Origin of the sequence: Salicibibacter cibi (assembly GCF_016495865.1) — a bacterium.
GTDB classification, from domain to species: domain Bacteria; phylum Bacillota; class Bacilli; order Bacillales; family Marinococcaceae; genus Salicibibacter; species Salicibibacter cibi.
Map to the genome: position 1 here is coordinate 454,332 of NZ_CP054706.1, position 21,209 is coordinate 475,540.

Genomic DNA, 21,209 nt, shown 5'->3' on the forward strand with positions numbered 1-21,209 from the left:
CAATAGCTCTTTATGGGCAAATGTACGTCCCTTTTTCGTAGAAATGTGAAACGATGTCGAACATTCTTTGTTCCCATTTACGCTTTTTGAAATTGGAAATTGGAGCCGAGATTTCTGCCGAGGTAAATTAAGCATTGATTTTTAAAGCGGTTTCATATATTATAAAATATATTGACTGGTACTAAGCTTTCTCTATCTAATAGCTGTTTATCAAATAATAGTGATGATTATTTAAATAAATGATTATCTCATTAACTCAGAATGAGTGATCGCCTCCGTTGAAGCACACAAAGTCATTAAACGGCTGAAGCCTTCACTTTTGAATTTCCGCCTGTTGAAACGATAACAAAACTCGTCCAAGTAGGTTTGAAGGTGCTTAGCGTCAAGGCCGTGAAAAGTTCCGCCTACGAATGCTTTGGCATTGGAAAGCACGGTGTGCAGCCAATGTAAATGATCCGGTGTTTCTTTGGCATCATAAACCTGGTACTCATGATTGAAGCCGGCACCAGCCAACGCTCAATAGGAACGGTAAGCATCGCTGCTGATCGTGGAACCTTGCACGATCCATTTCTCTGCAATATCAACCAAGGTTTGCCCTTTGATATCAGGGGTTACTTCCATTTTCACATAGCGTGGATGCCCTTGTTTGTTCAAAGACAATCCGACCAACACTTTGGTCTTTTCCGTGCCGCGACCGCGCTTGCCACCTTCTGTGGGAGCACCGAAGAAAGCATCATGCCATTCCATAATACCGGCGAGTGTATATTCGGCATCGCATTTTCTCATGGCCTGGCGGATTTTGTGAAGCATTAACCAAGCTGTTTTATAAGACACTTCAATGTCTCCCGAGAGCTTATGCGCGGAGATCCCTCCCTTATCATGAGCAATCATGTAGATAGCGATGAACCACTTGGTAAGATCGGTGCGCGTTTTCTCCATCACGGTTCCAACGGTGACGGTTGATTGGTAACGGCATGCTTTACATTCGTAAAGGCGGTGTTTCCGTGTTTTTGTCTCAAAATAAGCGCCATGGCCGCATTCCTCACAGCAGAACCCATCCTTCCACTTCATGTTGATAGGTGGCCATTTTGCGCACCCATTCGAACAATTGTTTGTATTTATGTTATATCACACATACGTTCGTGAAGGTAGTGATTCTGAGCAAAAGGGATACTCATTTTATTTTTTAGAGATATATTAACACTAAGTTTTATATTATGAAAAAGTGAAATGAGTGCTGATTTAGAATGCCATCAAAACCAACGGTCTTAGTTGGTTGTTATTTTTTAGTTATGAACAAAAACTAAGTTTTATATTATAAAAAGGGGTGTGAAAATGAGTGCTGTAGGACGGACACTTAATGGTTTATTAAATTGGACCATATCGATTTTTTTCATAGCAATGGTGTTTCTTGTATTTTTTAATGTTGTTCTTCGTTATGGATTTAACTCAGGTATTACCTGGTCAGAAGAAATGAGTCGGTACTTATTCGTATGGATCGTGTTTCTTGGGGCAATTGTTGCTTATAAGGATAAAGCGCATTTGGGGGTTGATCTTGTAATTGGCAATCTTCCTCGTAGTCAACAAAAAGTTTTATATACAATCAATAATTTAATCGTTATTGGAGTGCTTGGGCTAATTATATACGGAGGGGCGCAAATCTTTGGAGTTGCTTCGATCAACTATGGCCCTGCTACGGGCATCCCTTTTTCATTTATGTATTTAGCTGGATTAATCTCGGCGATTACAATGGTGGTTCTTACGATTATTCAAACGGTGGATTTTGTGGTATTTAACAAAAACGATCCTCCTTGGGCGAAACCTTTTGAGGAAGGAGAGAGTGAGACATGATATGGATATTTTTAGGGGTTCTCTTTTTCTTTCTGTTCTTGGGAGTACCCGTAGCTTTTTCATTATTGCTGAGTGCAATTGCAATGACCTTGGTTATAGGTATCTTTGATCCACAAATAATTGCCCAGAATCTTGTTTATGGAGCAAATAACTTCCCGTTAATGGCCATACCCTTTTTTATCTTAGCCGGGGAAATAATGAATGCCGGAGGCATTTCCAGACGTGTCGTTCATTTTGCTTCTACGCTGATAGGACATATTAAAGGTGGATTAGGCTATGTAGCCATATTAGCCGGTGTTATGTTTGCGGGTCTTTCAGGTTCTGCAGTTGCAGATGCAGCTGCATTGGGCGCAATTATTATTCCAATGATGGCCGCACAGGGGTATGACATAAAAAAAGCCTCAGGACTTGTAGGCTCATCAGGGATTATTGCTACTGTTATTCCTCCGAGTATTCCACTCATTTTGTTTGGAGTTATAGGTGGAGTATCCGTTACCCAGTTGTTTATGGCGGGGATTGTTCCCGGTATATTAATGGGAACTGGATTGATGGTTGCCTGGTATATTGTTTCTAGAAAGGGCAATTTTGCAGTTACTGAAAAAGCAAGTGGCAAGGAAAGACTGAAGGCGTTTTATCAAGCGATTTGGGCGCTACTATTGCCAGTCATTATCATTGTTGGTTTGAGAGGCGGAATATTCACACCTACGGAGGCAGCTGTTGTCGTTAGTGTATATGCCTTTATTTTAAGTTTTACCGTATATAAAGGCGAACTGACACTTAGGCAAATGCCCAGTATTTTAGTTAATGCTGCCAAAACAACTGGAGTCGTTATGTTTTTAGCAGCATGTGCGCTGGTAACTTCATGGGTTATTACTGTTGCGCAAATACCTGATGAATTAGTCAGTATAATTTCAGGTATTACTGAAAATCCAACATTGTTGTTGTTAATTATAGTGTTTTTTCTTCTATTAGTAGGATTAGTTATGGACATGACACCGGCAATATTAATTTTTACTCCAGTACTATTACCAGTCATTGAAACCGCAGGAATTGATCCTATATTTTTCGGAATTATAATGGTGATTGTTTTATCCATTGGACTGATTACTCCTCCAGTCGGCACCGTATTATTTGTGATAAGTGGTATCAGTAAGATTAGTTTAATCAATGTTACTAAAGGAATTTGGCCATTTCTACTCGTTTATATAATTATTGTCATACTCTTAATTCTGTTTCCAGCGGTGGTTACTACACCTATGGAATGGATAACTGGAACATAAATTAACTAGTCGAGGGGAGATGATATTTTGTTTAGAGGAGGGATATATATATTTACGAAAAAATGGTTTTCATATGGTATGGTTGCATCAATGGTGGCATTGGCCGGATGTGGAGAAGAGAGCGCCGGCTCAGAAAATGGTGGGCAGACCATTCGGGTCGCTCATTACTTTGCCGAGGATCACCCGCATCATACGGCATTAACCGAAACATTTAAGCCTTTGGTGGAAGAGAACTCTGATGGGGAAATAACGGTAGAAATTTTCCCGGATAGTCAATTGGGGGCTGAGGAAGAATTTTATGAAAGTGTGCAAGCAGGTACGGTAGAGATGGGAGTTCCGGGAATGATTATGCAAGATGCTGTAGAGAAGTTGGCAGTCCCTGAATGGCCTTTTCTCTTTGATGATTATGATCATGTCCAAAAAGTCCTCAATGGAGAAATTGGTGATGAATTAACTGAGGATTTGGAGGAGATTCATGGTGTGAAAGATTTGGCATGGAGCGCGAACGGATTTAGAATGATTTCTTCGAATCAGCCGATAGAAAGCATGGAAGATTTGGATGGTTTGCGTTTGCGAACTCCTAATATAACAAACTATGTCGAATTAGGTGAGCAGTTGGGCGCAACTATTTCTCCTCTCCCTATTGATGAAATTTATACTGCTTTGGAACAGGGGGTTATTGATGCGCAGGAAAATCCTATCGCATCTGTACGAGCATCCGCCTGGTATGAAGTACAATCTGAGATTCTCGAATCTGAGCACATGTTCAGCCCTAATCTTTATGTAATTAATTTGGACTTCTGGAATGAGCTTAGCGAAAAGCACCAACAGATTGTTGAGAAGGCGGCAGCTGAATCAGCAGAAGATCAGTTTGAATTAATGGAAAACAGTTATGAAGAAGACAAAGAGTATTTAGAGGGCCAAGGAGTAAATTTTACAACCCCTAGTGAAGAATTTCAAGAACAGATGAGCGAAGCTTCGGAGCCGATGTATGAAGAATTTTATGCAGAGTTCGATTGGGCAGAAGACATAGTACAAAGGATTGGGGAAGAAGCTGAGTGATAGAATAGTCAGTATTATAACGCTTTATATTAATTTCTCGTATGGCGGGTAATTGTAACGCACAATTTTGGAATAGGCTTGTTCATTGATCAGTGTGGTTTTCAATGAATGCATGAATCCACTTTAGACAAGCCTGTTTCCATCTTTGTGACTACTGAGATCACTGCAAACGAAAATTTCCCTTAAATTGGAATTTATTTCATGTATCAATATTGCATGATTAAAGGAGAGGCGAAATGAAAGCAGGTCTTTATTTTTCGGAAAAGAAATGTTGGTGTTAGCGAGATAGGTAAACCAGAATTGAGTAAGGGTGAAGCGTTAATTAGAGTCTCTTATGCGGGGATCTGCGGTACCGATATGATATATATTCCGGAAAACATTCAAGAGCCCGAGGACCTCTAGTCCTCGGACATGAATTTAGTGGCTATGTTGAGGAGCTCGATAGAAAATCAACGTTTTCTATTGGTGATAGAGTTGTCATTGAACCGACACTTAATTGCGGTTGTTGTGAGGACTGTACATCATGGTAAAGCCACGTTTGTAAATCACTTAGACTCATAGGCATTGATAGAGATGGTGGATTGCTATAGCAGTCGTGATTTTAAAGTTGTTATTGATATGATGAGAAGTGGTCGGCTTGACATTTCCTCTATAATTTCGCACCAACTTTCTATACATGAAATTGACAGAGGATTCTCATTGATGGAAAATCCCGATGAAACGCTGAAAGCACTATTTGAATTTTAATGAAAGGGAGGGAGTTGTCTCTTATGACATTAAGGCTGTTTGATCTCAATGGAAAAGTTGCGGCAATAACGGGTGGAACTAGAGGAATCGGACGGTCAATGGCTGTGGCGTTAGCCCAGGCAGGCGCTAATATTGCTTTGTTACAGCGTAGGCCGGAGCAACTCAATGTGAAAAAAGAGATTGAGAATATCGGTGTTGCATGTGAAATCATTCCGTGTGATCTGGAAGATGATACGCAAGTAAAAGATGCAATCCCGGCGGTTGTATCGACTTTTGGAAAAATTGATATATTGGTCAATAATGGTGGGATACAACGCAGATCGCCGACTATTGATTTTACAGAAGCGGATTGGGATGACGTCATTGATATAAATTTGAAGACGGTATGGACCTTGTCTCAGCAAGCTGGTCGTTTTATGATTCCACAGCAGAAGGGAAAAATTATCAATGTCGCTTCACTGCTGTCCTTTCAAGGCGGGATTAATGTTCCGGCATATGCTGCTGCAAAGGGTGGCGTCAGTCAACTGACCAAGGCACTTTCAAACGAATGGTCGAAAGAGAATGTCCAAGTGAACGCTATAGTCCCTGGATATGTTGCGACAGACATGAATGTTGCCTTAATTCAAAATGAAGAACGTAATCGCCAAATACTGGAAAGAATTCCTGCTGGACGTTGGGGTGAACCTGATGATTTTCAAGGAACTGTCGTTTTTCTTGCTTCAGAGGCCTCGAATTATATAAGTGGCCACTTATTGGCTATTGACGGCGGTTGGTTAGGTAGATAAACACAACTTCCGTTAATTTGAAATTATGCATTTGGTTCTCACCCAAAAAGGTCAGCTAGCCATTTATGCCACAACATATAGTGTATAAGACGGTGAATTCAAAACAATATAATGTGTGTTTAAGAGCGTATTTTTAAAAAACCTACCTTTTTGGGAGCAAACCATGCATTTAACATTTTGGATGGTGACGTAAATTGAAAAATATTGCGAAATCCCGAGAAAATATTCAAATGAATAGCATTCGTCAAATTATGAATATCGCGGAAGAGATGTCAGACGTAATTCCATTGCAAATCGGAGAACCGGCTGTTCAAACCCCGGATCATATAAAACAGGCTGCGATAAAAGCAATCGAGAACGGCTTTACACACTATACAGCAAATGCTGGAACGGCCTCTGTCAGAGAAGCCATATCCAGAAGAATGAAACGGGATTACAATGTTAACGTACCGATTAATAGAATTTTGGTTTCGGCAGGAGCAGTCTCTGCGCTTAATTTGGCGCTGTTATCCATCGCTGAGATTGGAGAAGAGGTGCTATTACCTGATCCGGCTTATCCGAACTATGAATCTTTAATCAGGATGCAAGGAGCGATACCTGTTTTTTATCAGACGAATGCGGAGAATGACTTTTTACCTGATGTTTCGGATATTGAAAAGCGGATAACACCTTTTACAAAAGCAATCATCATTAACTCACCGAGTAATCCTACAGGAGCTGTATTCACAGAAGAGAAGTGGCAACAAATCTTGCAACTCGCGAAAGAACATGAGTTGTATATTATTTCTGATGAGCTCTATGATGAATTAATCTACGAAGGTAAGCACGTTTCTCCATTGTCTGTTGATCCTTCCATGAAAGATCAGATCATAAGTATTTTTGGGTTTTCAAAGGTTTACGCTATGACAGGGTGGAGGCTCGCTTATGCGATTGTGCCGGAAAAATTATGGTATGTCATGTGTAAATTACAGGAGCCGGTAACGACGTGTGCCCCTTCTATATCTCAAAAAGCAGGTGAAGCAGCTCTCGATGGGCCAAAAGACTTTGTCAAAGAAATGCTCGACATGTACAAAGAAAACAGGGATATTGCATGTGAACTTCTAAAACAATATCAGGTGGATTTTATCACACCCAAAGGTGCTTTTTATATCCCGATCGATATTTCATATACCGGAATGTCAGCCAAGGAATTTGCGATTGAGCTTTTAATGACGCAAAAAGTATCTGTGGCCCCCTGTGATACATTTGGACCTTCAGGAAAAAGTCTCATCCGCATCTGTTTTGCTGGTGACATGGAACAGTTAAAAGAAGGACTAAAAAGATTGGGTGAGTTTTATCAAAAAAAAGCAAATACCTAAAAAAGGACATTCTCCAATATGGAGAGAATGTCCTTTTTTCTCACTGAGTACTATAATAATGAAATTCACCGGTGAAAGCGACAACATAAATTTTTTCAACATCTGTTTGATTGACCTCGCGTGCATTAATTTGTATGTTCCCACTTTTGAAAGTGTCTTCTACCATTTGAGGGATTAAGCCTTTATCCACATCCAATTCCTGAAAGGATTTCGGGATACCTAATTGTTCATTCATCTTAATGACTGCTTCAACACCTGCTTGAGCGGTATCAATAGCATTTCCTTGATAAGCAACGCCGAATTCTCTGGAAAAAAGCGCATGTTTCTCCGGTTCTCCTACCAGGTTGAAATTCAAAATGTAGGGGAGTAAAACCGCGTTAGCCAAACCATGGGGGACATTTGCGATTCCGCTTACAGGGTGCGACATGGCATGAACCAAACCTAGGCGAGAAAGACTAAATGCAATGCCAGCCAAACTGCTTGCATACAGCATTTCACTGAGAGAATCCTTATCCTTGCTGATGGTTGCTTGCTTAATATGCTCACCTATCATGCGAATGGCTTTTATGGCACATGCATCAGCTAACCAATTATCATTTTTATTGGTCAGCGCTTCAACGGCATGAGTTAAAGCATCCATGCCAGTTGACGCGACTAAATGACTCGGCAAGCTATACAAAAGTTCAGGGTCAAGGAGTGCCACAGTAGGCATGAGATGGTCTGAAACGAATGGATATTTGACATGATGTTCATCAGTGATCACTGTCACATTCGTCACTTCAGACCCGGTCCCACAGGTTGTGGGTATTGCGACTAACGGTGGCAGGAGATGATGAATGTTATCGACGCCTGCATAATTCATCACAGGTTCGGTGTTTGTCACCGATAGACCGGCGCCCTTGGCAGTATCAATGGAACTACCGCCGCCAATGGCTAATATTCCATCACACTGTTCCTCAATATAAAAGTCGCGTGCCTGGTATATACATTGGACATCTGGATCAGGGATGACGTGGTCAAAAACGGCAAAAGCCACTGCTTCTTCATCTAAATATTGGGTAATCGTATTTAATATGCCGGAACTTACTATCCCTTCGTCGCAAACAATCATTATGTTTTTGCAACCTAAATCATGAAACTCACGGCCAATGTTCTTGCTCAAACCTTCACCGAATTTAATGCGTCCTGGTAGATAGATCGAGGACAAGTACTTTCAACTCCCTTTTTTTCATAGCTTTAGTTTATTAGAGTGCGTCATATTTTTTATGCGCTTCGATAATCCCCATCCCTTTCTTTAATTCTTCTCTCATTTTATTTTCTGCCTCCACCTTTTCCAGAGCTTTCTCAAAAACTTCGGATCCATGTGCTTGAGGAATCACAACAATGCCATCAAAATCAGCAAAAACTAAATCACCGTTATGAACTTTGACTCCTCCGCATTCGATCGGGATTTTATAATCAATAACATCTAAACGGCCTTTGGAATCGGAAGGATGGAAGCCACTTGTGAAAGTAGGGAAACCCAAATCAATGATAGGTCTGCTATCTCTTGTAAAGCCATCAATCACTACACCTCGGGAGCCTTTTTCTATGGCTACCGTGCTGAGAAGTTCTCCCCAAAAGCTGCTAGTAGTAGAGCCGTTTGTCGTTACAATCATGACATCATCTTTCTCAAGGGCATCCACGGCTTCCAGCTCTTTTTCATACGGGTTTTCAGGCTCTTCATAAACATCCGTAGCTAGGACTGTCAGTGCTCGCCCTACAAATTTAAAAGAAGGATCAATCGGCCTAATATGGTGTTGCATCACTTGGCTTCGTAACCCGATCGAGTCTAACGTATCAGCGATGACTCCTGTGAACAATTGCTCTTCCAATTCATTAAAATTCATTTGTACATCTCCTTGTAATAGTGATCATAGTGATTCATAGGTCATTTGTTTTTAACGCTAATTTCATGCTCATAGAGGATAGAGGAGGGAGATTACTCCCTCCGCAGCTTATTCATCAAAACCTATATCAGAGATTAATTCGCCATAGAATTCATAGTCCTCTGCCATTAAGTGCTCAAAATCATCTCCATCTGTAACAGCCATGTCTAATCCATTATTTTCCATAAATTCTTCAAATTCCGGTTCTTCTGCGCCTGCCATAAATGCATTTGATAAGACTTCAACAACTTCATCGGGTGTATCTTCTGGGACTGTAAGTCCTCTCCATGGCCCTATACTTGGTGTGCCGGTTACACCTTCCTCCTCGAAGGTAGGGACATCAGGCATGACGTCTGCACGTTCATCATCCATAATCGCCAGCGTTTTTAATTCACCACTTTCAACTTGAGGCAATACTTCGGCGGGACTGACAGGTACCGCATCAATATGCCCCCCTAACAAAGAGGTTACTGCTGAATTCGCGCCATCAAATGGAACATGCTCAAATTCTACATCTGCAACTTGTTCAATAGCTGAAGCGGATAGATGCCAAATGTTTCCATTTCCGCCATTGCCCATTTGGATTTCGCCGGGATTCTCTCTCGCATGATCCAGAAACTCTTCCAATGTATCGTAAGGAGCATCGGCAGGCACGGTTAGTGCTGGAGGGTCGAAGTTAATCTGGGCAATTGGATGATAATCTTCATGAGAGATTTCCGCTAATCCCAAGTGTGGCAGTGCTACCAGTTCCACGGTAACCAACGTGACTGTATGACCATCCGGTGCAGCGGTTGCTCCCTCAGTCATCCCGACAGCACCACCGCCTCCTTCAACATTAATGACACCTATGGATTCTCCCAAATGTTCCTCGGTCGCATCAGCCAACGCTCTGGCTACTGCATCAGTCCCACCGCCGGCATCATGGGGCACAATTAACTCTACGGAACCCTCAGGGAAATCAGTTTCAGGTGTTTCACTATCGTCAGCAACGTCGTTATCATCGGTTTCTACGTCATCACTAGTACCACTATCGTCCGCTCCGCATGCTGTTATGGCAAATGCAAACAAAACGGTGAGCAAACTTATCGGTAAATTTTTGAGCATGATTATACCTCCCATTTTGATTCAATAAGATGGTCAATATCATTTCACTGGCGGATATTATAAAGGATTTTTAGCATTTTCACCCCCTTTGTATGTGAATGACTAATTGTGATGCCAGTGTGCAGCGTCGATACATTAATCAGAGGCTTCCTCTACTGCTGATAAGAAATCATTGACGGTATCTTCACCAATCGTCGCTGAATGGTTTTCAATAACAGGCTCAACGGCTTCCTGAAATCTTTCGAATTCTTCATCTGTTATCTCAGAAAACTCCATGTTGTTTTGGAGTTCCTCCAAGCTGTCTTCGGCTACATCCCGTGTGATTTCACGGTTGTATTCCCGAGCCTCATAAGCAGATTCTGCAATCGCATCTTGTTGTTCCGGAGTCAATTCATCCCATATTTGTTTACTGAATAAGAAAATATAAGGGGTATAAACATGATTTGTACCGGATAGATATTGCTGAACTTCATGATAGCCTTCAAGATTAATGATCGGGTAAGGGTTTTCCTGCCCTTCAATCGTTCCCTGCTGTAACCCGGTATACAATTCGTCAAATGACATCGGTGTTGGATTGGCTCCCATTTCAGACCAGGCATCCAAATGGATATCCGTTTCCATTGTACGAAGTGTTAAACCTTCAAGATCATCGATACTTTCTATCGGCCTGACATCATTGGTTAAATTCCTGAATCCATTTTCCCACCAAGCCAATCCAACTAAATCCTGATCTTCCAATATGTCTAACATTTGATCACCGAATTCCCCATCTAATACTTCGTCAGCTACCTCTTCATCAGGGATTACGAACGGCAGGTCAAAAACACCATATTCAGGAATAATGTTCATTACCGGTGAGGTAGATGTGATCGTAATATCTAAGTCTCCGTTTTGTACCATTTCTGTGGCGACAAGATCAGCGGCAATTTGAGCAGAGTGATAAACTTCAACATTAAAATCATCCGTTCTTTCAGTTAGCAATTCTCCAAAATGTATAGCAGAATCATATAGAGGGTGTTGTTCATTTATCCCTACACTAATACGTAAGGTTTGCGCATCGGGATTATCCCCTTCCACTTCTTCGGCATCTAGGCTTTCATCATCTTCACCACTGGCTTCTTCGGTTTCTACATTAATTTCCTCACCGCCACAAGCGACAGTAAAAGCCAGCATTAAGGAAATAGTTAAAAAAATAGAGAATTGACTTAAATTTTTATTCACTTTAGAACCCTCCTCCAAAAAATAAGAGTTCATCTTGAGCCCTCCTTGGTTTAAGACTCGATGAAAGTGACATCTCGTACTATACAAAGGGGGCTCATTTTGGTAAACTTTCTAAGTTTTACACAGTGATCATCATTTAATTTACGGCTTATTTGTAAACATTTTCGGTATTCCTAAGCCTTCCGCTCCTTTTTTGGAGGTGATAGCATCCGGGGCATACCGTTGGATCATTTCGGCTCCAATTTTGGCACGATGCACTCGCTCTTTTGCGAGCATCAAATTTTGAGCTTCCAGATGTTTACCTGACGGATAGACATCCGGGTGATTCCTTAACCCAAATTTAATGTACACCGGCGATAAAATCCGAATCAATTCCGGAATTTCATAATATCTGAGAAAACCACCGAAATTATCCGGAACCTCAACGTATAAATCGATCGGAATATCAATGGCTTCCCGAATTGCAGCAAGTTTCGGCAGGGTAAGTGCTGTGGGTACATTGTAAGTGTCCGCTCCTATATCTTGCATCACCCGCACGGAAACCGGATTAGCAGCCATCATTTGCACCGATACTTTGACTACAAAATCTTGTGGGAGCAGCCCATCTTCCTTCATCTTCTTGGTCATAAGTAGCAGCCCTTCATCGGCGACCAGGGCGCCTCGTAACCCCAACTCAGCACCGCGACGAAGGTCTTCCATCGCATATAAAAGTTGATCGGATCCTTCATGACGTAAAGCAATCACTTGACCCGCGGGTGTTAACGGTTGTGCGCTCACGTCCCAAGTACCACGAGGCCCAACAAACAGGCTTAACTCCATGTGATTTTCAGCAGCGAGCTGATTCATTTGTTGAATTTCTTCGTCTGTCAGTAACATAATGCCGCTACCTTGAGAGACTCTGTGGATGAGGACATCTTGACGTTCAATTTCATCAAGGGTTGTCTTTAATGCTTCGGGTCCTTCAACACTTGGGAGTTCAACACGATATTGCGCCCCATCCGGAAAACGTTTACGGGATGAAGGTAATTCATAGCGATCTGTATCCGGGTATCCATGATCTCGCAATAATTTTTTCGTCTTTTCCATCATTCATTACTCCATTTCTTTAGAATTCTAATAACGCTTACATTTCTATGGTCTATCTGCATAACCCGCTTGCTGCGAGAGTCTGCGAGCTAACTGCACAATTTCTGTGGTTGCCTCTTCTCTTTTCATAGTCCAACTGGACTTTAGCATTGTAAAGCTTATCCCCGCGATGATTTTACCATCATGGTTCATTACTGGAGCGCCAACACAATAAAAGTCGAGTGACGATTCCTCCTCCTCTGTGATATAGCCATATCCCTGAGCTTCTTGTAAATTTTTGTAAAGATTGTCCACGGTGGAAAGCGTATATGGTGTTTTTGGCTCAAGATCAAACTGTGGATATAACATTAAGAGTTCCTCTTTAGAATGGTGGAGGAGTTGCGCTTTTCCTAAGGAAGAGGCGTACGCCGGAAATTTCATACCGGGGTTGGTAATTAGCTGTACACGGGATTCCGATTGCATTTTACCGAGATAAAGTACATCGCCACCTTCTAATATACCGAGTTGCATCGCTTCATGAACGTTGTTGAATGAAGCGGGCGCTTCCCGATAAAAAGCCTCTACAATATCAAATTGTCGAAAATAGCTGGCGCTCCATTTAGCAATCCCAGATCCGAGCGTATAAGTATCTTCCTTATCCTTGTTTAAAAGATTAAGTTGTTCTAACGTGTTCAGCAATGAGTACATTGAGCTTTTATTAACGCCTAATCGCTTAGATAAATCGATTAATCTCAATTTCTGAGGGTGCACTGAGACAAGGTCAAGAATGAGACTTGCCCTCTCTATGGCGGGCACCCAATACTTCTGTTTCATGTTTCACCTCCCCTTGGTAGTTTTTTATAATAAACTGGTTTATTATATATAATTATACCAAGGTTGAAGTTAGTCCGCAATAATTTTTTTAAAATTTTCAGATGTATGGTTTTTACCTGAAAGTGTATAGTCTTCCTCGTTAAGTTGAGTTCTTAAGAAAACAACTCAGGTAACCATAATGAAAACGCTGGGATATAAGCAATAAGTAAAATTACAGTAATGAGTACACCCCAAAAAGGTAGGACCTCCTTTATAAATTGATTTATTTTTGCTTTAGTAATCGAAATAACGGCAAACATAACGGTACCGATTGGAGGGGTTATTGTACCAATCGCTAAACATAGAATGAAGAAGATCCCAAAATGTACAGGGTCAATCCCATAAACATCAAGCATAGGCATAAAAATTGGTGTCAAGATAATTAAGAGCACATTACCTTCTAAGAACATCCCAATTACTATCAAAAAGATCATTACTAAAAATAGAAATAAATATGGACTTTCAATGACACTTGTCATCATATTCATTAAGGTCTGGGGTATTTGCTCTAGTGTTAACATCCAACCAAACGCAGTTCCAGCAGCTATGATAATCATTATAGTCGCCAGAATCTGGACTGATTCTTTCATTGCTAGAAGCAAGTTCGCAAATGATAGTTCTCTATATACTACACCTAGAATGATTGCGTACAAAATAGCTATGGCTCCAGCCTCAGTCGGGCTGAATACCCCTATACGGATACCACCAACAATAATTATTGGAAGTAGTAATGCAAGAAGAGCATACTTGGAGGAAGATAGCACTTCCTTAAATGAGGGAGATGGCTGCTCCTCTGCCTCAAAATGGCGTTTTTTGGAGATTATATGTACAACGATTAACATCATGATTGCCAGTAGAACCCCTGGTAAAATTCCGGCTACAAACATATCTCCAATCGAAGTCCCACTAACATATCCATAGATGATTAATCCAATTCCCGGAGGGATTATAGGTGCAATTAAAGCACTCGAAGCGGTCAAAGCGGAAGAAAAACCAATTGGATACCTTTTTTTTGTCATTTCCGGAACAATGATTTTTGATTGCATTGCAGCATCTGCAATATTAGATCCCGAAAGTCCACTCATCAATAATGACAACAGAACATTGACCTTGGCTAAGCCGCCTACCATATAGCCTGTCAATACCCGGGCGAAGTGTAGTAACCGCTCTGTAATACCCGTATAATTCATTAAAATCCCAGCTGTTACAAAAAAAACAATGCTTAAAAGCGGAAAGGAAAGCACACCACTTACCATCTGTTGAACGACGATGTCATTCGTTACACTATCGGTAAAGATAAAGAAATAAGCAGTACCCGCGATCATAGAAAAAGCAACAGGTACATTTAGTGCAATGAGAAGTAATATAATGAGTAAAGCAACTGCTAGCGTCATAGTGAATTCTTTTCCTCCTCTTGTTGTATATAGCTTTGGTCTCGTGTGATTAGGACTTGAAGAAGAAAAAAGAATGCGAACAAACCACCTAAGGGAACGGCTATGTATATCCAGAAATAACTTATGCCAAGATTAGGGGTGGCAAACCATTCAGTTTGTAAAGTGAGTTGACTCCCCCAAATAATAAATACCGTCAATAGGATGACCGCTATGATTATTACCCTAGCCGTCTGAAGATGATAAAACCACTTGGTAGAGGCCTTTCTTACAAAATAGTCTATACTTACATGACCGTCGTTTTTCTTCATGACATAGCTAACTCCGACAAATGTTAGCCAAACAAACAACATTAATGAAACTTCCTCTGTCCATGGGATTGCATTGTTCAACATATATCTAAAAAAGACATTAGCGATGACAATAACAATCATACCGGCCAGTGCAATAAGACAAATAAACGATTCGATTTTTTCAGTTGCCCTTATTATTGCTTTCATAAAAGATGATCACGATCCTTAGCAATATTATTTTTGCAAAATCTACCCGGCACTCTCTCTGTAATCCTCAAGAATTGAGTCAATACGTTCGTATAAGCCATCTGACCAACCGGGCGGATTCTCGTAAAAGCTCTTAGCTTCTTCTTCAAACGCCTCTTCATCAATTTCATTAATAATTATTCCTTCTTCTTCAAATTCTTCGATTAAGGTTTCTTCTTGTTCTTCAAGGATATCCCGTACATATTCTCCTGCTTCATAGCCAGTTTCTTTTAAAATCTGAACAAGATCATCAGGTAGATTATCCATCATTTCGGTCCCTGTGACCCAAGGGTTTAAATGATTATTGTGACCAGTTAACGTTAAGTAATTTGCCGCTTCATGGACATTTGCACCTTCAAGTACTGGAAGTGGGTTTTCAGCACCGTCCACAACACCTTGTTCAAGAGATGGATATAATTCATCCAGTGGCGTCGCCGTTGGAGAAGCTCCCATCGCAGCGAATCCTCTAATCATAACTGCAGTCTCTGGAACCCTGATCCTCATTCCCTGTAAATCTTCCGGAGTCTTAACTTCCTCTGAGGTCATCAAATGTCTTGCCCCATATGGACTATTTGGATTAGCTATAGCTACGCCTCGCTCAGCAAGCTCTTCTTCTTGTTCTTCAAACCATTCTGTTTCGGTTAAGTAGAGGGCTTCATCAAGATCCTCAGTCATATAAGGCGCATCAAAAACTCCTAAATCTGCTGCATAATCAGCTACGACGTCAAAACCTGCCCCAGTGATCATGTTGTTCCCTGCCATAGCCATTTCAATAATTTCGTTAGGTGCTCCTAATTGTTCACTCGGAAAAAGGGTTATTTGCAAACGGCCTTCGCTTCGTTCTTCAGCAAGTTCTTTCCATTTTTGCGCCTTAAGGTCAGGCGGCTCATTTGGATTGTTTGGATACGTAATAATGATTTCATGGACATCTTCATCAAAAGAGTCCTCATTAAAAGTAGCGAAAACTGTGTAAGAAACTATAATCATTACACTAGGGAAAAGTAGAATTAAGAGAATATATCTAGTCATTTTATAAACCTCCTATATCTCCATTTTTAAGCGCTTTCAATTTAATTAAAAAAAGATTTTTGTGCCAAATAATAGTATTCAATATCGCTACTCAACTACATATAAGTGTTTATTTTTGTTATATGTAAGCGAGCGCATCCAAATCTTTTTATATCAAAAACAACAAAATGTAATTAAGGGAAAGGTAACTTCACCTCACTAGGTTTATTATAAAAAACTAAGTTTTTATTTTTATTTTGGAAAATATACTATCAAGAATTTTATCAGGGGTCAATTATTTTAATTACTAACTTTAATCGTTTTTATGTGACGTACTTAATTTCTAACAATGCTGGCTTTACCTTGGATAAATAAAAAAGCCCCGAAGGGCCTTTAACATTCAACATCTGGTAGGTGATGGCAAAATTTTAGATATTATGGTATTGTACTTTCCTTTTTTACTCTAATTTCTTCCAGATAGTTATATATCGTAAATTTTGAAACATCAAGATATAAGGCGACCCTTTCTATCGAACGTTTAACTGTGAACATACCTTTTTGATCCAAATATTCTAAGACAGCTAATTTATCATCTTTGTTCATAAAGGGGACCGTCTTTCCTACATGATTCGATGCTTTCTCTAACAAGTTTTCTATAACTTCATTAATATCACCTGAAAAAGTTTCGTCGACTTTTTTATTCGTATCAACAAAATTGTTGATAATCTTAGATACTAACATAAAATCGGAGATATTGTAGTTTATACAAATAGAACCAATTGCTATACCATCTTCATCTCTTATATATATAGATGAACATCTGAGAACCTTGCCATCTTTTGTCGAATTCGTATAATTTAGAGTATCCCCCTCTTCAGCACCATTTCTTAAAACTTCGAGACCAAGGTTGGTAACTGAATCACCAACTTCCCTTCCGGTTATATGACCATTTTCAATAGCCACTATTGAATGCTCAATATCATACAAATCATGCAATACTACTTCGCAATTTGAGCCAAGAGCTTGAGCAATGGCTTTCACTAATGGTTTCACAAAATGATACTCTTTCTTATCTAAATTTCCCATAATACCCCTCCATTTAAATATTTATAGTATGTATAGAGCTCACTAAAAGCTGTTTAACAGTAGGTAAAGTAAGGATAATTGAGGTTAAGGTCCCAGATGACTATATGGGACGCCTTGTTCAAGATATTCCTATCAAGTTAACCCCATTTTTTATGCTTGTCAAGTTAAATTAGAATTAGTTACTTCCTTGGAACAAGAGTGAATGATCAACGGAGATTGTGATCTTATATACCCCTTCGTAGAGAATTGACCTCAATAGCTTTGAGATGTACTTAGAAATTCCGAAAAATAAAATATAACACGAGACAAGTTCTCCATGCACAAACAAGGTAGAGTATAGGTTACTGAGATGACTCAACCCAGCATTGACGTAGTGAGTAATTTTATTATAACAAATCTAAAATGAAAGTAAAAACTATTGCTAGATATAAACAAAAAAATTCAAGTTATACGTTGACTAATTTTTTTAGCTTAAGTAAAATTAATTTTGCATTTTCATTTAGTAACATAAAAAGTATTGAACACAAAAAGAAAGCTCACTAATATCAAACTGTGTTTATTTGGCCTAACAAATGGTCATCCTATAGTGATTATACACAGATGTAGGCTGATTCATCGAGCCATTTCCATTTTTCTAGTTTGAAGCAAAATGGAATAGTAGACAATAAATGTAAGCGATATCAATAGTGTTATAGATGTTCGATAAATAATGTAATGAAGGGAGGAGTCTTGGGTTATTGATCATTAGCTTGCCTAGTACTAAAATTTTTGGAAAATACATTGACAAAAATTTTATTAATGTTTATAATTAATTTCAATTAAAGGGAGAAACTTAATATAAAAATTTAATATTATAAGGAGGAAAAAATGGTTTTTGTTAGGTGGGTAGATTATTTTAATAAAGGACTCAAGTTAATATTGGGATTACTGTTTGTTGCAATGACCCTTTCATTTTTTTTTAATATAGCGGTCAGATTTGTATTTACAGCTTTGGATATACATATATCTGTCCCATGGACACAGGAATTAGCAACATACATCATGATATGGTCAGTATTTTTAGGTATTGCAGTAGCAGTTCGAAACGATAAATTGATTTCTATGGAATTATTTGTTCACACATTGCCTGCTAAGCTAGGAAAAATACTCAAGGTTGGCGCTTTATTGTTAACTGTGGTTTTTTTCTTTTATTTGATTTTTATCGGTTACGATCTTGCCTTTAACCAAGGTTCAAGACAAACATCTCCCGTGATGGGGATTTCTATGACAATTATATATATATCAATGTTCATCGGTTCAATTATAGCTATCGTAAATATATTCACTTTATTTTTAGAGACTTACTTAACAAAGAAAGATATTCGGTTTGTTGCTTCAGATGAGGAATCAGTGGATTAAGAAAACTGGCAATTAACAAAAAAATTACTGACATTAAATATTAGGTATTCTCAGGGAAAGACTTTTTGGGAGGGCAATAATGACTACAAGATTATTCATTATTTTTATATTTTTGTTTATACTGAGTGTCCCGATTGCGGCTACATTAGGTCTCTCTTCTATTTGGTCTCTTCAACTGGAGGGGAGCTCGTTATCTACAGTGGGTCAACAAGTCTTTAGAGGGATGGATCAAACCGTTTTGATGGCTATTCCATTTTTTATCTTGGCAGGTAGTGTAATGCAAAGTGGGGGAATAGCACGAAGATTAATGGCATTTGCAAATGCACTTATTGGTTGGTTTAGAGGTGGATTAGGGGCCGCAACTGTGTTAAGTACCATGTTGTTCTCTACAATGTCTGGTTCATCATCAGCTACCACAGCAGCCATAGGCTCAATTACAATTCCCTCGATGGAGAAAAAGGGGTATCCAAGAAGTTATGCAACAGCGCTGGCAGCTTCAGCTGGGGAGCTTGGAGGGGTTATCCCGCCTGCCACCGCTATGATTATTTACGGTCTGGTAGCAAACATTTCCATTAGTAGTTTATTTATAGCTGGAATAATCCCCGGGATACTTATAGGAATTTCCTTAATACTAACGATATCAATCATTGCTAGGATAAAAGGGTTCGATGCTGTCTCTAATACTGATTTTATTACTTGGTTTAAACAAGTTTTGGTAACTTTCAAAGATGCAATATGGGCATTGTTAATGCCACTAATTATTCTTGGTGGAATTTATTTAGGCTACTTCACACCAACGGAAGCAGCAGTTGTGGCAGTAGTTTATGGATTAATTGTAAGTTTTCTAATCTATCGTGAACTTAAAATAAAAGATTTAATAGGAATTTTTAGTAGAGCTGCAATCAGTAGCAGCATTATCCTTATATTAATTGGTTTTTCTGCTATTTTTGGACATATTCTTACAATTAATCAAGTTCCTCATGCTGTTGGAGGTTTACTCACACAAATCACTGAAAATCCTATAATATTTTTGATTTTAGTAAATATTGTCCTATTGATAACAGGTATGTTTTTGGAAACAGCCGCTGCAATTATTATAATGGTTCCTATTTTAGCACCAGTTGCGTTTGAATTTGGAATTGATCCCATTCACTTTGGAATTATTGTTATCGTCAATCTGGCACTCGGCATGGTCACTCCACCTGTTGCTATAAATCTATTTGTAGCTTGTCAAATTGCAAATATACGTATTGATCAAATAATACGACCCGTTCTAATTTTCTTGGGGATATTAATTATCGACTTATTATTGATTACCTATTTACCGCTATGGATTCCAATATTTTAGGAACAATAATAATTAGAAAGGGGGGGATATATTAATAGCCTTGTTTCTCAAATTAAAAATTAGAAGGAGGATTTAAAAATGCCAAGAAAAAAAATTATAAAGCTGAATGTACTTATTCTTGTGATGGCCTTGGTGCTTATTGGATGTGGCGAAGATACAAGTAGTAATGACGATGTATCCGAGGGAGAATTTGAATTTCAAATCGGTCATTCAACTACTACGGACAACCAGCAGCACGTTGGCGCAGAAAAAATAGCTGAATTGTTAGAGGAAAGTTCTGATGGAACGATTACAGCAGATGTATTTGAACTGGAACAATTAGGTGGAGAGGTAGCAGAACTACAGGCTCTTCAGGATGGAAGTCAAGATATTACAATCGTAGCACATGCTTCAGCTACAAACTTTGTACCTGAGTGGTCAATATTTAATTTACCATATCTATTTGATAGCACCGAACAAGCTAATGCTGTTTTGGACGAAATAGGTGATGAATTTTTTGAAATGTTACCCGAACATGGATTGAAGGGTTTAGGTTGGCTTAGTTCTATCGAACGTAATGTTTTTTCGACAACACCAATTGAATCAGCGGAGGATCTCCAAGATTTTGACATCAGGGTTATTGAAGCCCCGGGCTTTGTTGATGCATATTCTGCACTGGGTGCGCAACCGGTTACGATGCCTGGTGGTGAAGTTTACTCAGGCCTCCAGCAAGGAGTCATTGATGGAGCAGTTAATTCTCCGGAATTGTTTCTTAACTTTGGACACCATGAAGTTGCCGATTATTACAATATGACAAGCATGCACTATATGCCTATTGCTATTGTTATGTCATTGGATGTATGGGAAAGTTTAAGCACAGAGCAGCAAGAGTTAGTCCAGGAAGTCACTGATGAAGCAGTTGAAATTGGAAGAGAACACTACACTCATACGTACGAAGAGGCAATTGAGGAAAGGATGGAAGAAGAGGAAGTTACAGTTGTAGATACGGATATCTCTGATATGCAGGAGAGGACAGCTGATATACACAATAGTATGACAAGCGAAATTCCTAATGGTGAAGAGTTGCTTGAATTAATTGAGAACACTAAAGAGGAAGTGGAATGAATTAAACAAGAATGTTCCTAAGCAATATTATGAAACATCTAAAATAAGGGAAAAATTGACA

At 39.4% G+C, this 21,209-nt stretch carries 19 protein-coding genes and 1 pseudogene; 9 read left to right on the forward strand and 11 right to left on the reverse strand.

The window, feature by feature from the left end:
* Positions 1–243: 243 nt before the first annotated feature.
* A pseudogene (locus HUG20_RS02290) lies at positions 244–1,071 on the reverse strand (IS1595 family transposase).
* 264 nt (positions 1,072–1,335) lie between these two features.
* Here HUG20_RS02290 and HUG20_RS02295 point away from each other — a divergent pair.
* From HUG20_RS02295 to HUG20_RS02320, 6 genes are all read left to right on the forward strand, one after another.
* Positions 1,336–1,851, forward strand: coding sequence for a TRAP transporter small permease (locus HUG20_RS02295; RefSeq protein ID WP_200087598.1), 516 nt, complete (start codon positions 1,336–1,338; stop codon positions 1,849–1,851).
* A complete protein-coding gene (locus HUG20_RS02300; protein ID WP_200087600.1) occupies positions 1,848–3,131 on the forward strand; it encodes a TRAP transporter large permease in 1,284 nt (427 codons plus the stop codon). Before HUG20_RS02295 ends, HUG20_RS02300 begins: the two co-directional genes overlap by 4 nt.
* Before the next feature lie 27 nt (positions 3,132–3,158).
* Positions 3,159–4,193, forward strand: coding sequence for a TRAP transporter substrate-binding protein (locus tag HUG20_RS02305; RefSeq protein ID WP_246476502.1), 1,035 nt, complete (start codon positions 3,159–3,161; stop codon positions 4,191–4,193).
* 362 nt (positions 4,194–4,555) lie between these two features.
* Complete coding sequence (locus tag HUG20_RS19880; RefSeq protein ID WP_425504104.1) at positions 4,556–4,723, forward strand: alcohol dehydrogenase catalytic domain-containing protein; 168 nt, start codon at positions 4,556–4,558, stop codon at positions 4,721–4,723.
* A 240-nt stretch (positions 4,724–4,963) separates the two neighbouring features.
* Positions 4,964–5,725, forward strand: a complete 762-nt coding sequence (locus tag HUG20_RS02315) for an SDR family oxidoreductase (protein WP_200087603.1) — start codon at positions 4,964–4,966, stop codon at positions 5,723–5,725.
* Between the two features lie 251 nt (positions 5,726–5,976).
* Positions 5,977–7,083, forward strand: coding sequence for a pyridoxal phosphate-dependent aminotransferase (locus tag HUG20_RS02320; RefSeq protein ID WP_200087606.1), 1,107 nt, complete (start codon positions 5,977–5,979; stop codon positions 7,081–7,083).
* Between the two features lie 40 nt (positions 7,084–7,123).
* On the opposite strand, the gene HUG20_RS02325 is transcribed toward HUG20_RS02320, so the two are convergent.
* From HUG20_RS02325 to HUG20_RS02370, 10 genes are all read right to left on the reverse strand, one after another.
* Positions 7,124–8,290 carry an iron-containing alcohol dehydrogenase family protein gene (locus HUG20_RS02325; RefSeq protein WP_200087609.1) on the reverse strand — a complete coding sequence of 389 codons (1,167 nt, stop codon included), beginning with the start codon at positions 8,288–8,290 and terminating at the stop codon, positions 7,124–7,126.
* A 37-nt stretch (positions 8,291–8,327) separates the two neighbouring features.
* A complete protein-coding gene (locus HUG20_RS02330; protein ID WP_200087612.1) occupies positions 8,328–8,972 on the reverse strand; it encodes an RraA family protein in 645 nt (214 codons plus the stop codon).
* 108 nt (positions 8,973–9,080) lie between these two features.
* The gene (locus HUG20_RS02335) at positions 9,081–10,115 is read right to left on the reverse strand and encodes a tripartite tricarboxylate transporter substrate binding protein (protein WP_200087615.1); all 1,035 of its coding nucleotides are present in this window, start codon (positions 10,113–10,115) and stop codon (positions 9,081–9,083) included.
* A gap of 135 nt (positions 10,116–10,250) precedes the next feature.
* Positions 10,251–11,336 (reverse strand): TRAP transporter substrate-binding protein, encoded by a 1,086-nt coding sequence (locus HUG20_RS02340; protein ID WP_246476503.1) that lies wholly within the window; start codon positions 11,334–11,336, stop codon positions 10,251–10,253.
* A 141-nt stretch (positions 11,337–11,477) separates the two neighbouring features.
* Positions 11,478–12,422: a U32 family peptidase gene (locus HUG20_RS02345; RefSeq protein WP_200087618.1), complete on the reverse strand. Its 945-nt coding sequence runs from the start codon at positions 12,420–12,422 to the stop codon at positions 11,478–11,480.
* A 45-nt stretch (positions 12,423–12,467) separates the two neighbouring features.
* Positions 12,468–13,235 carry an IclR family transcriptional regulator gene (locus HUG20_RS02350; RefSeq protein WP_200087621.1) on the reverse strand — a complete coding sequence of 256 codons (768 nt, stop codon included), beginning with the start codon at positions 13,233–13,235 and terminating at the stop codon, positions 12,468–12,470.
* A gap of 152 nt (positions 13,236–13,387) precedes the next feature.
* The gene (locus tag HUG20_RS02355; RefSeq protein ID WP_200087623.1) at positions 13,388–14,668 is read right to left on the reverse strand and encodes a TRAP transporter large permease; all 1,281 of its coding nucleotides are present in this window, start codon (positions 14,666–14,668) and stop codon (positions 13,388–13,390) included.
* The gene (locus tag HUG20_RS02360; protein ID WP_200087625.1) at positions 14,665–15,165 is read right to left on the reverse strand and encodes a TRAP transporter small permease; all 501 of its coding nucleotides are present in this window, start codon (positions 15,163–15,165) and stop codon (positions 14,665–14,667) included. Before HUG20_RS02360 ends, HUG20_RS02355 begins: the two co-directional genes overlap by 4 nt.
* A gap of 42 nt (positions 15,166–15,207) precedes the next feature.
* Positions 15,208–16,233, reverse strand: coding sequence for a TRAP transporter substrate-binding protein DctP (dctP, locus tag HUG20_RS02365; RefSeq protein ID WP_200087627.1), 1,026 nt, complete (start codon positions 16,231–16,233; stop codon positions 15,208–15,210).
* Between the two features lie 414 nt (positions 16,234–16,647).
* The gene (locus HUG20_RS02370) at positions 16,648–17,298 is read right to left on the reverse strand and encodes a helix-turn-helix transcriptional regulator (RefSeq protein ID WP_200087629.1); all 651 of its coding nucleotides are present in this window, start codon (positions 17,296–17,298) and stop codon (positions 16,648–16,650) included.
* A gap of 867 nt (positions 17,299–18,165) precedes the next feature.
* On the opposite strand from HUG20_RS02370, the gene HUG20_RS02375 reads away from it, so the two are divergent.
* The 3 genes from HUG20_RS02375 to HUG20_RS02385 all read left to right on the forward strand — a co-directional run bounded on the left by HUG20_RS02375 (position 18,166) and on the right by HUG20_RS02385 (position 21,148).
* Positions 18,166–18,696: a TRAP transporter small permease gene (locus tag HUG20_RS02375; protein WP_200087631.1), complete on the forward strand. Its 531-nt coding sequence runs from the start codon at positions 18,166–18,168 to the stop codon at positions 18,694–18,696.
* Positions 18,697–18,775: 79 nt separating this feature from the next.
* Positions 18,776–20,044 (forward strand): TRAP transporter large permease, encoded by a 1,269-nt coding sequence (locus HUG20_RS02380; RefSeq protein ID WP_200087634.1) that lies wholly within the window; start codon positions 18,776–18,778, stop codon positions 20,042–20,044.
* A 78-nt stretch (positions 20,045–20,122) separates the two neighbouring features.
* Positions 20,123–21,148 (forward strand): TRAP transporter substrate-binding protein, encoded by a 1,026-nt coding sequence (locus tag HUG20_RS02385; RefSeq protein WP_200087636.1) that lies wholly within the window; start codon positions 20,123–20,125, stop codon positions 21,146–21,148.
* Positions 21,149–21,209 lie beyond the last annotated feature (61 nt).

Bases quoted from the DNA above. Each gene is read 5' to 3' on its own strand.
- HUG20_RS02295 (WP_200087598.1), top strand. From the start codon at position 1,336: ATGAGTGCTGTAGGACGGACACTTAATGGTTTATTAAATTGGACCATA.
- HUG20_RS02300 (WP_200087600.1), top strand. From the start codon at position 1,848: ATGATATGGATATTTTTAGGGGTTCTCTTTTTCTTTCTGTTCTTGGGA.
- HUG20_RS02315 (WP_200087603.1), top strand. From the start codon at position 4,964: ATGACATTAAGGCTGTTTGATCTCAATGGAAAAGTTGCGGCAATAACG.
- HUG20_RS02320 (WP_200087606.1), top strand. From the start codon at position 5,977: ATGAATATCGCGGAAGAGATGTCAGACGTAATTCCATTGCAAATCGGA.
- HUG20_RS02330 (WP_200087612.1), bottom strand. From the start codon at position 8,972: ATGAATTTTAATGAATTGGAAGAGCAATTGTTCACAGGAGTCATCGCT.
- HUG20_RS02335 (WP_200087615.1), bottom strand. From the start codon at position 10,115: ATGCTCAAAAATTTACCGATAAGTTTGCTCACCGTTTTGTTTGCATTT.
- HUG20_RS02345 (WP_200087618.1), bottom strand. From the start codon at position 12,422: ATGGAAAAGACGAAAAAATTATTGCGAGATCATGGATACCCGGATACA.
- HUG20_RS02350 (WP_200087621.1), bottom strand. From the start codon at position 13,235: ATGAAACAGAAGTATTGGGTGCCCGCCATAGAGAGGGCAAGTCTCATT.
- HUG20_RS02355 (WP_200087623.1), bottom strand. From the start codon at position 14,668: ATGACGCTAGCAGTTGCTTTACTCATTATATTACTTCTCATTGCACTA.
- HUG20_RS02360 (WP_200087625.1), bottom strand. From the start codon at position 15,165: ATGAAAGCAATAATAAGGGCAACTGAAAAAATCGAATCGTTTATTTGT.
- dctP (WP_200087627.1), bottom strand. From the start codon at position 16,233: ATGACTAGATATATTCTCTTAATTCTACTTTTCCCTAGTGTAATGATT.
- HUG20_RS02370 (WP_200087629.1), bottom strand. From the start codon at position 17,298: ATGGGAAATTTAGATAAGAAAGAGTATCATTTTGTGAAACCATTAGTG.
- HUG20_RS02375 (WP_200087631.1), top strand. From the start codon at position 18,166: ATGGTTTTTGTTAGGTGGGTAGATTATTTTAATAAAGGACTCAAGTTA.
- HUG20_RS02380 (WP_200087634.1), top strand. From the start codon at position 18,776: ATGACTACAAGATTATTCATTATTTTTATATTTTTGTTTATACTGAGT.
- HUG20_RS02385 (WP_200087636.1), top strand. From the start codon at position 20,123: ATGCCAAGAAAAAAAATTATAAAGCTGAATGTACTTATTCTTGTGATG.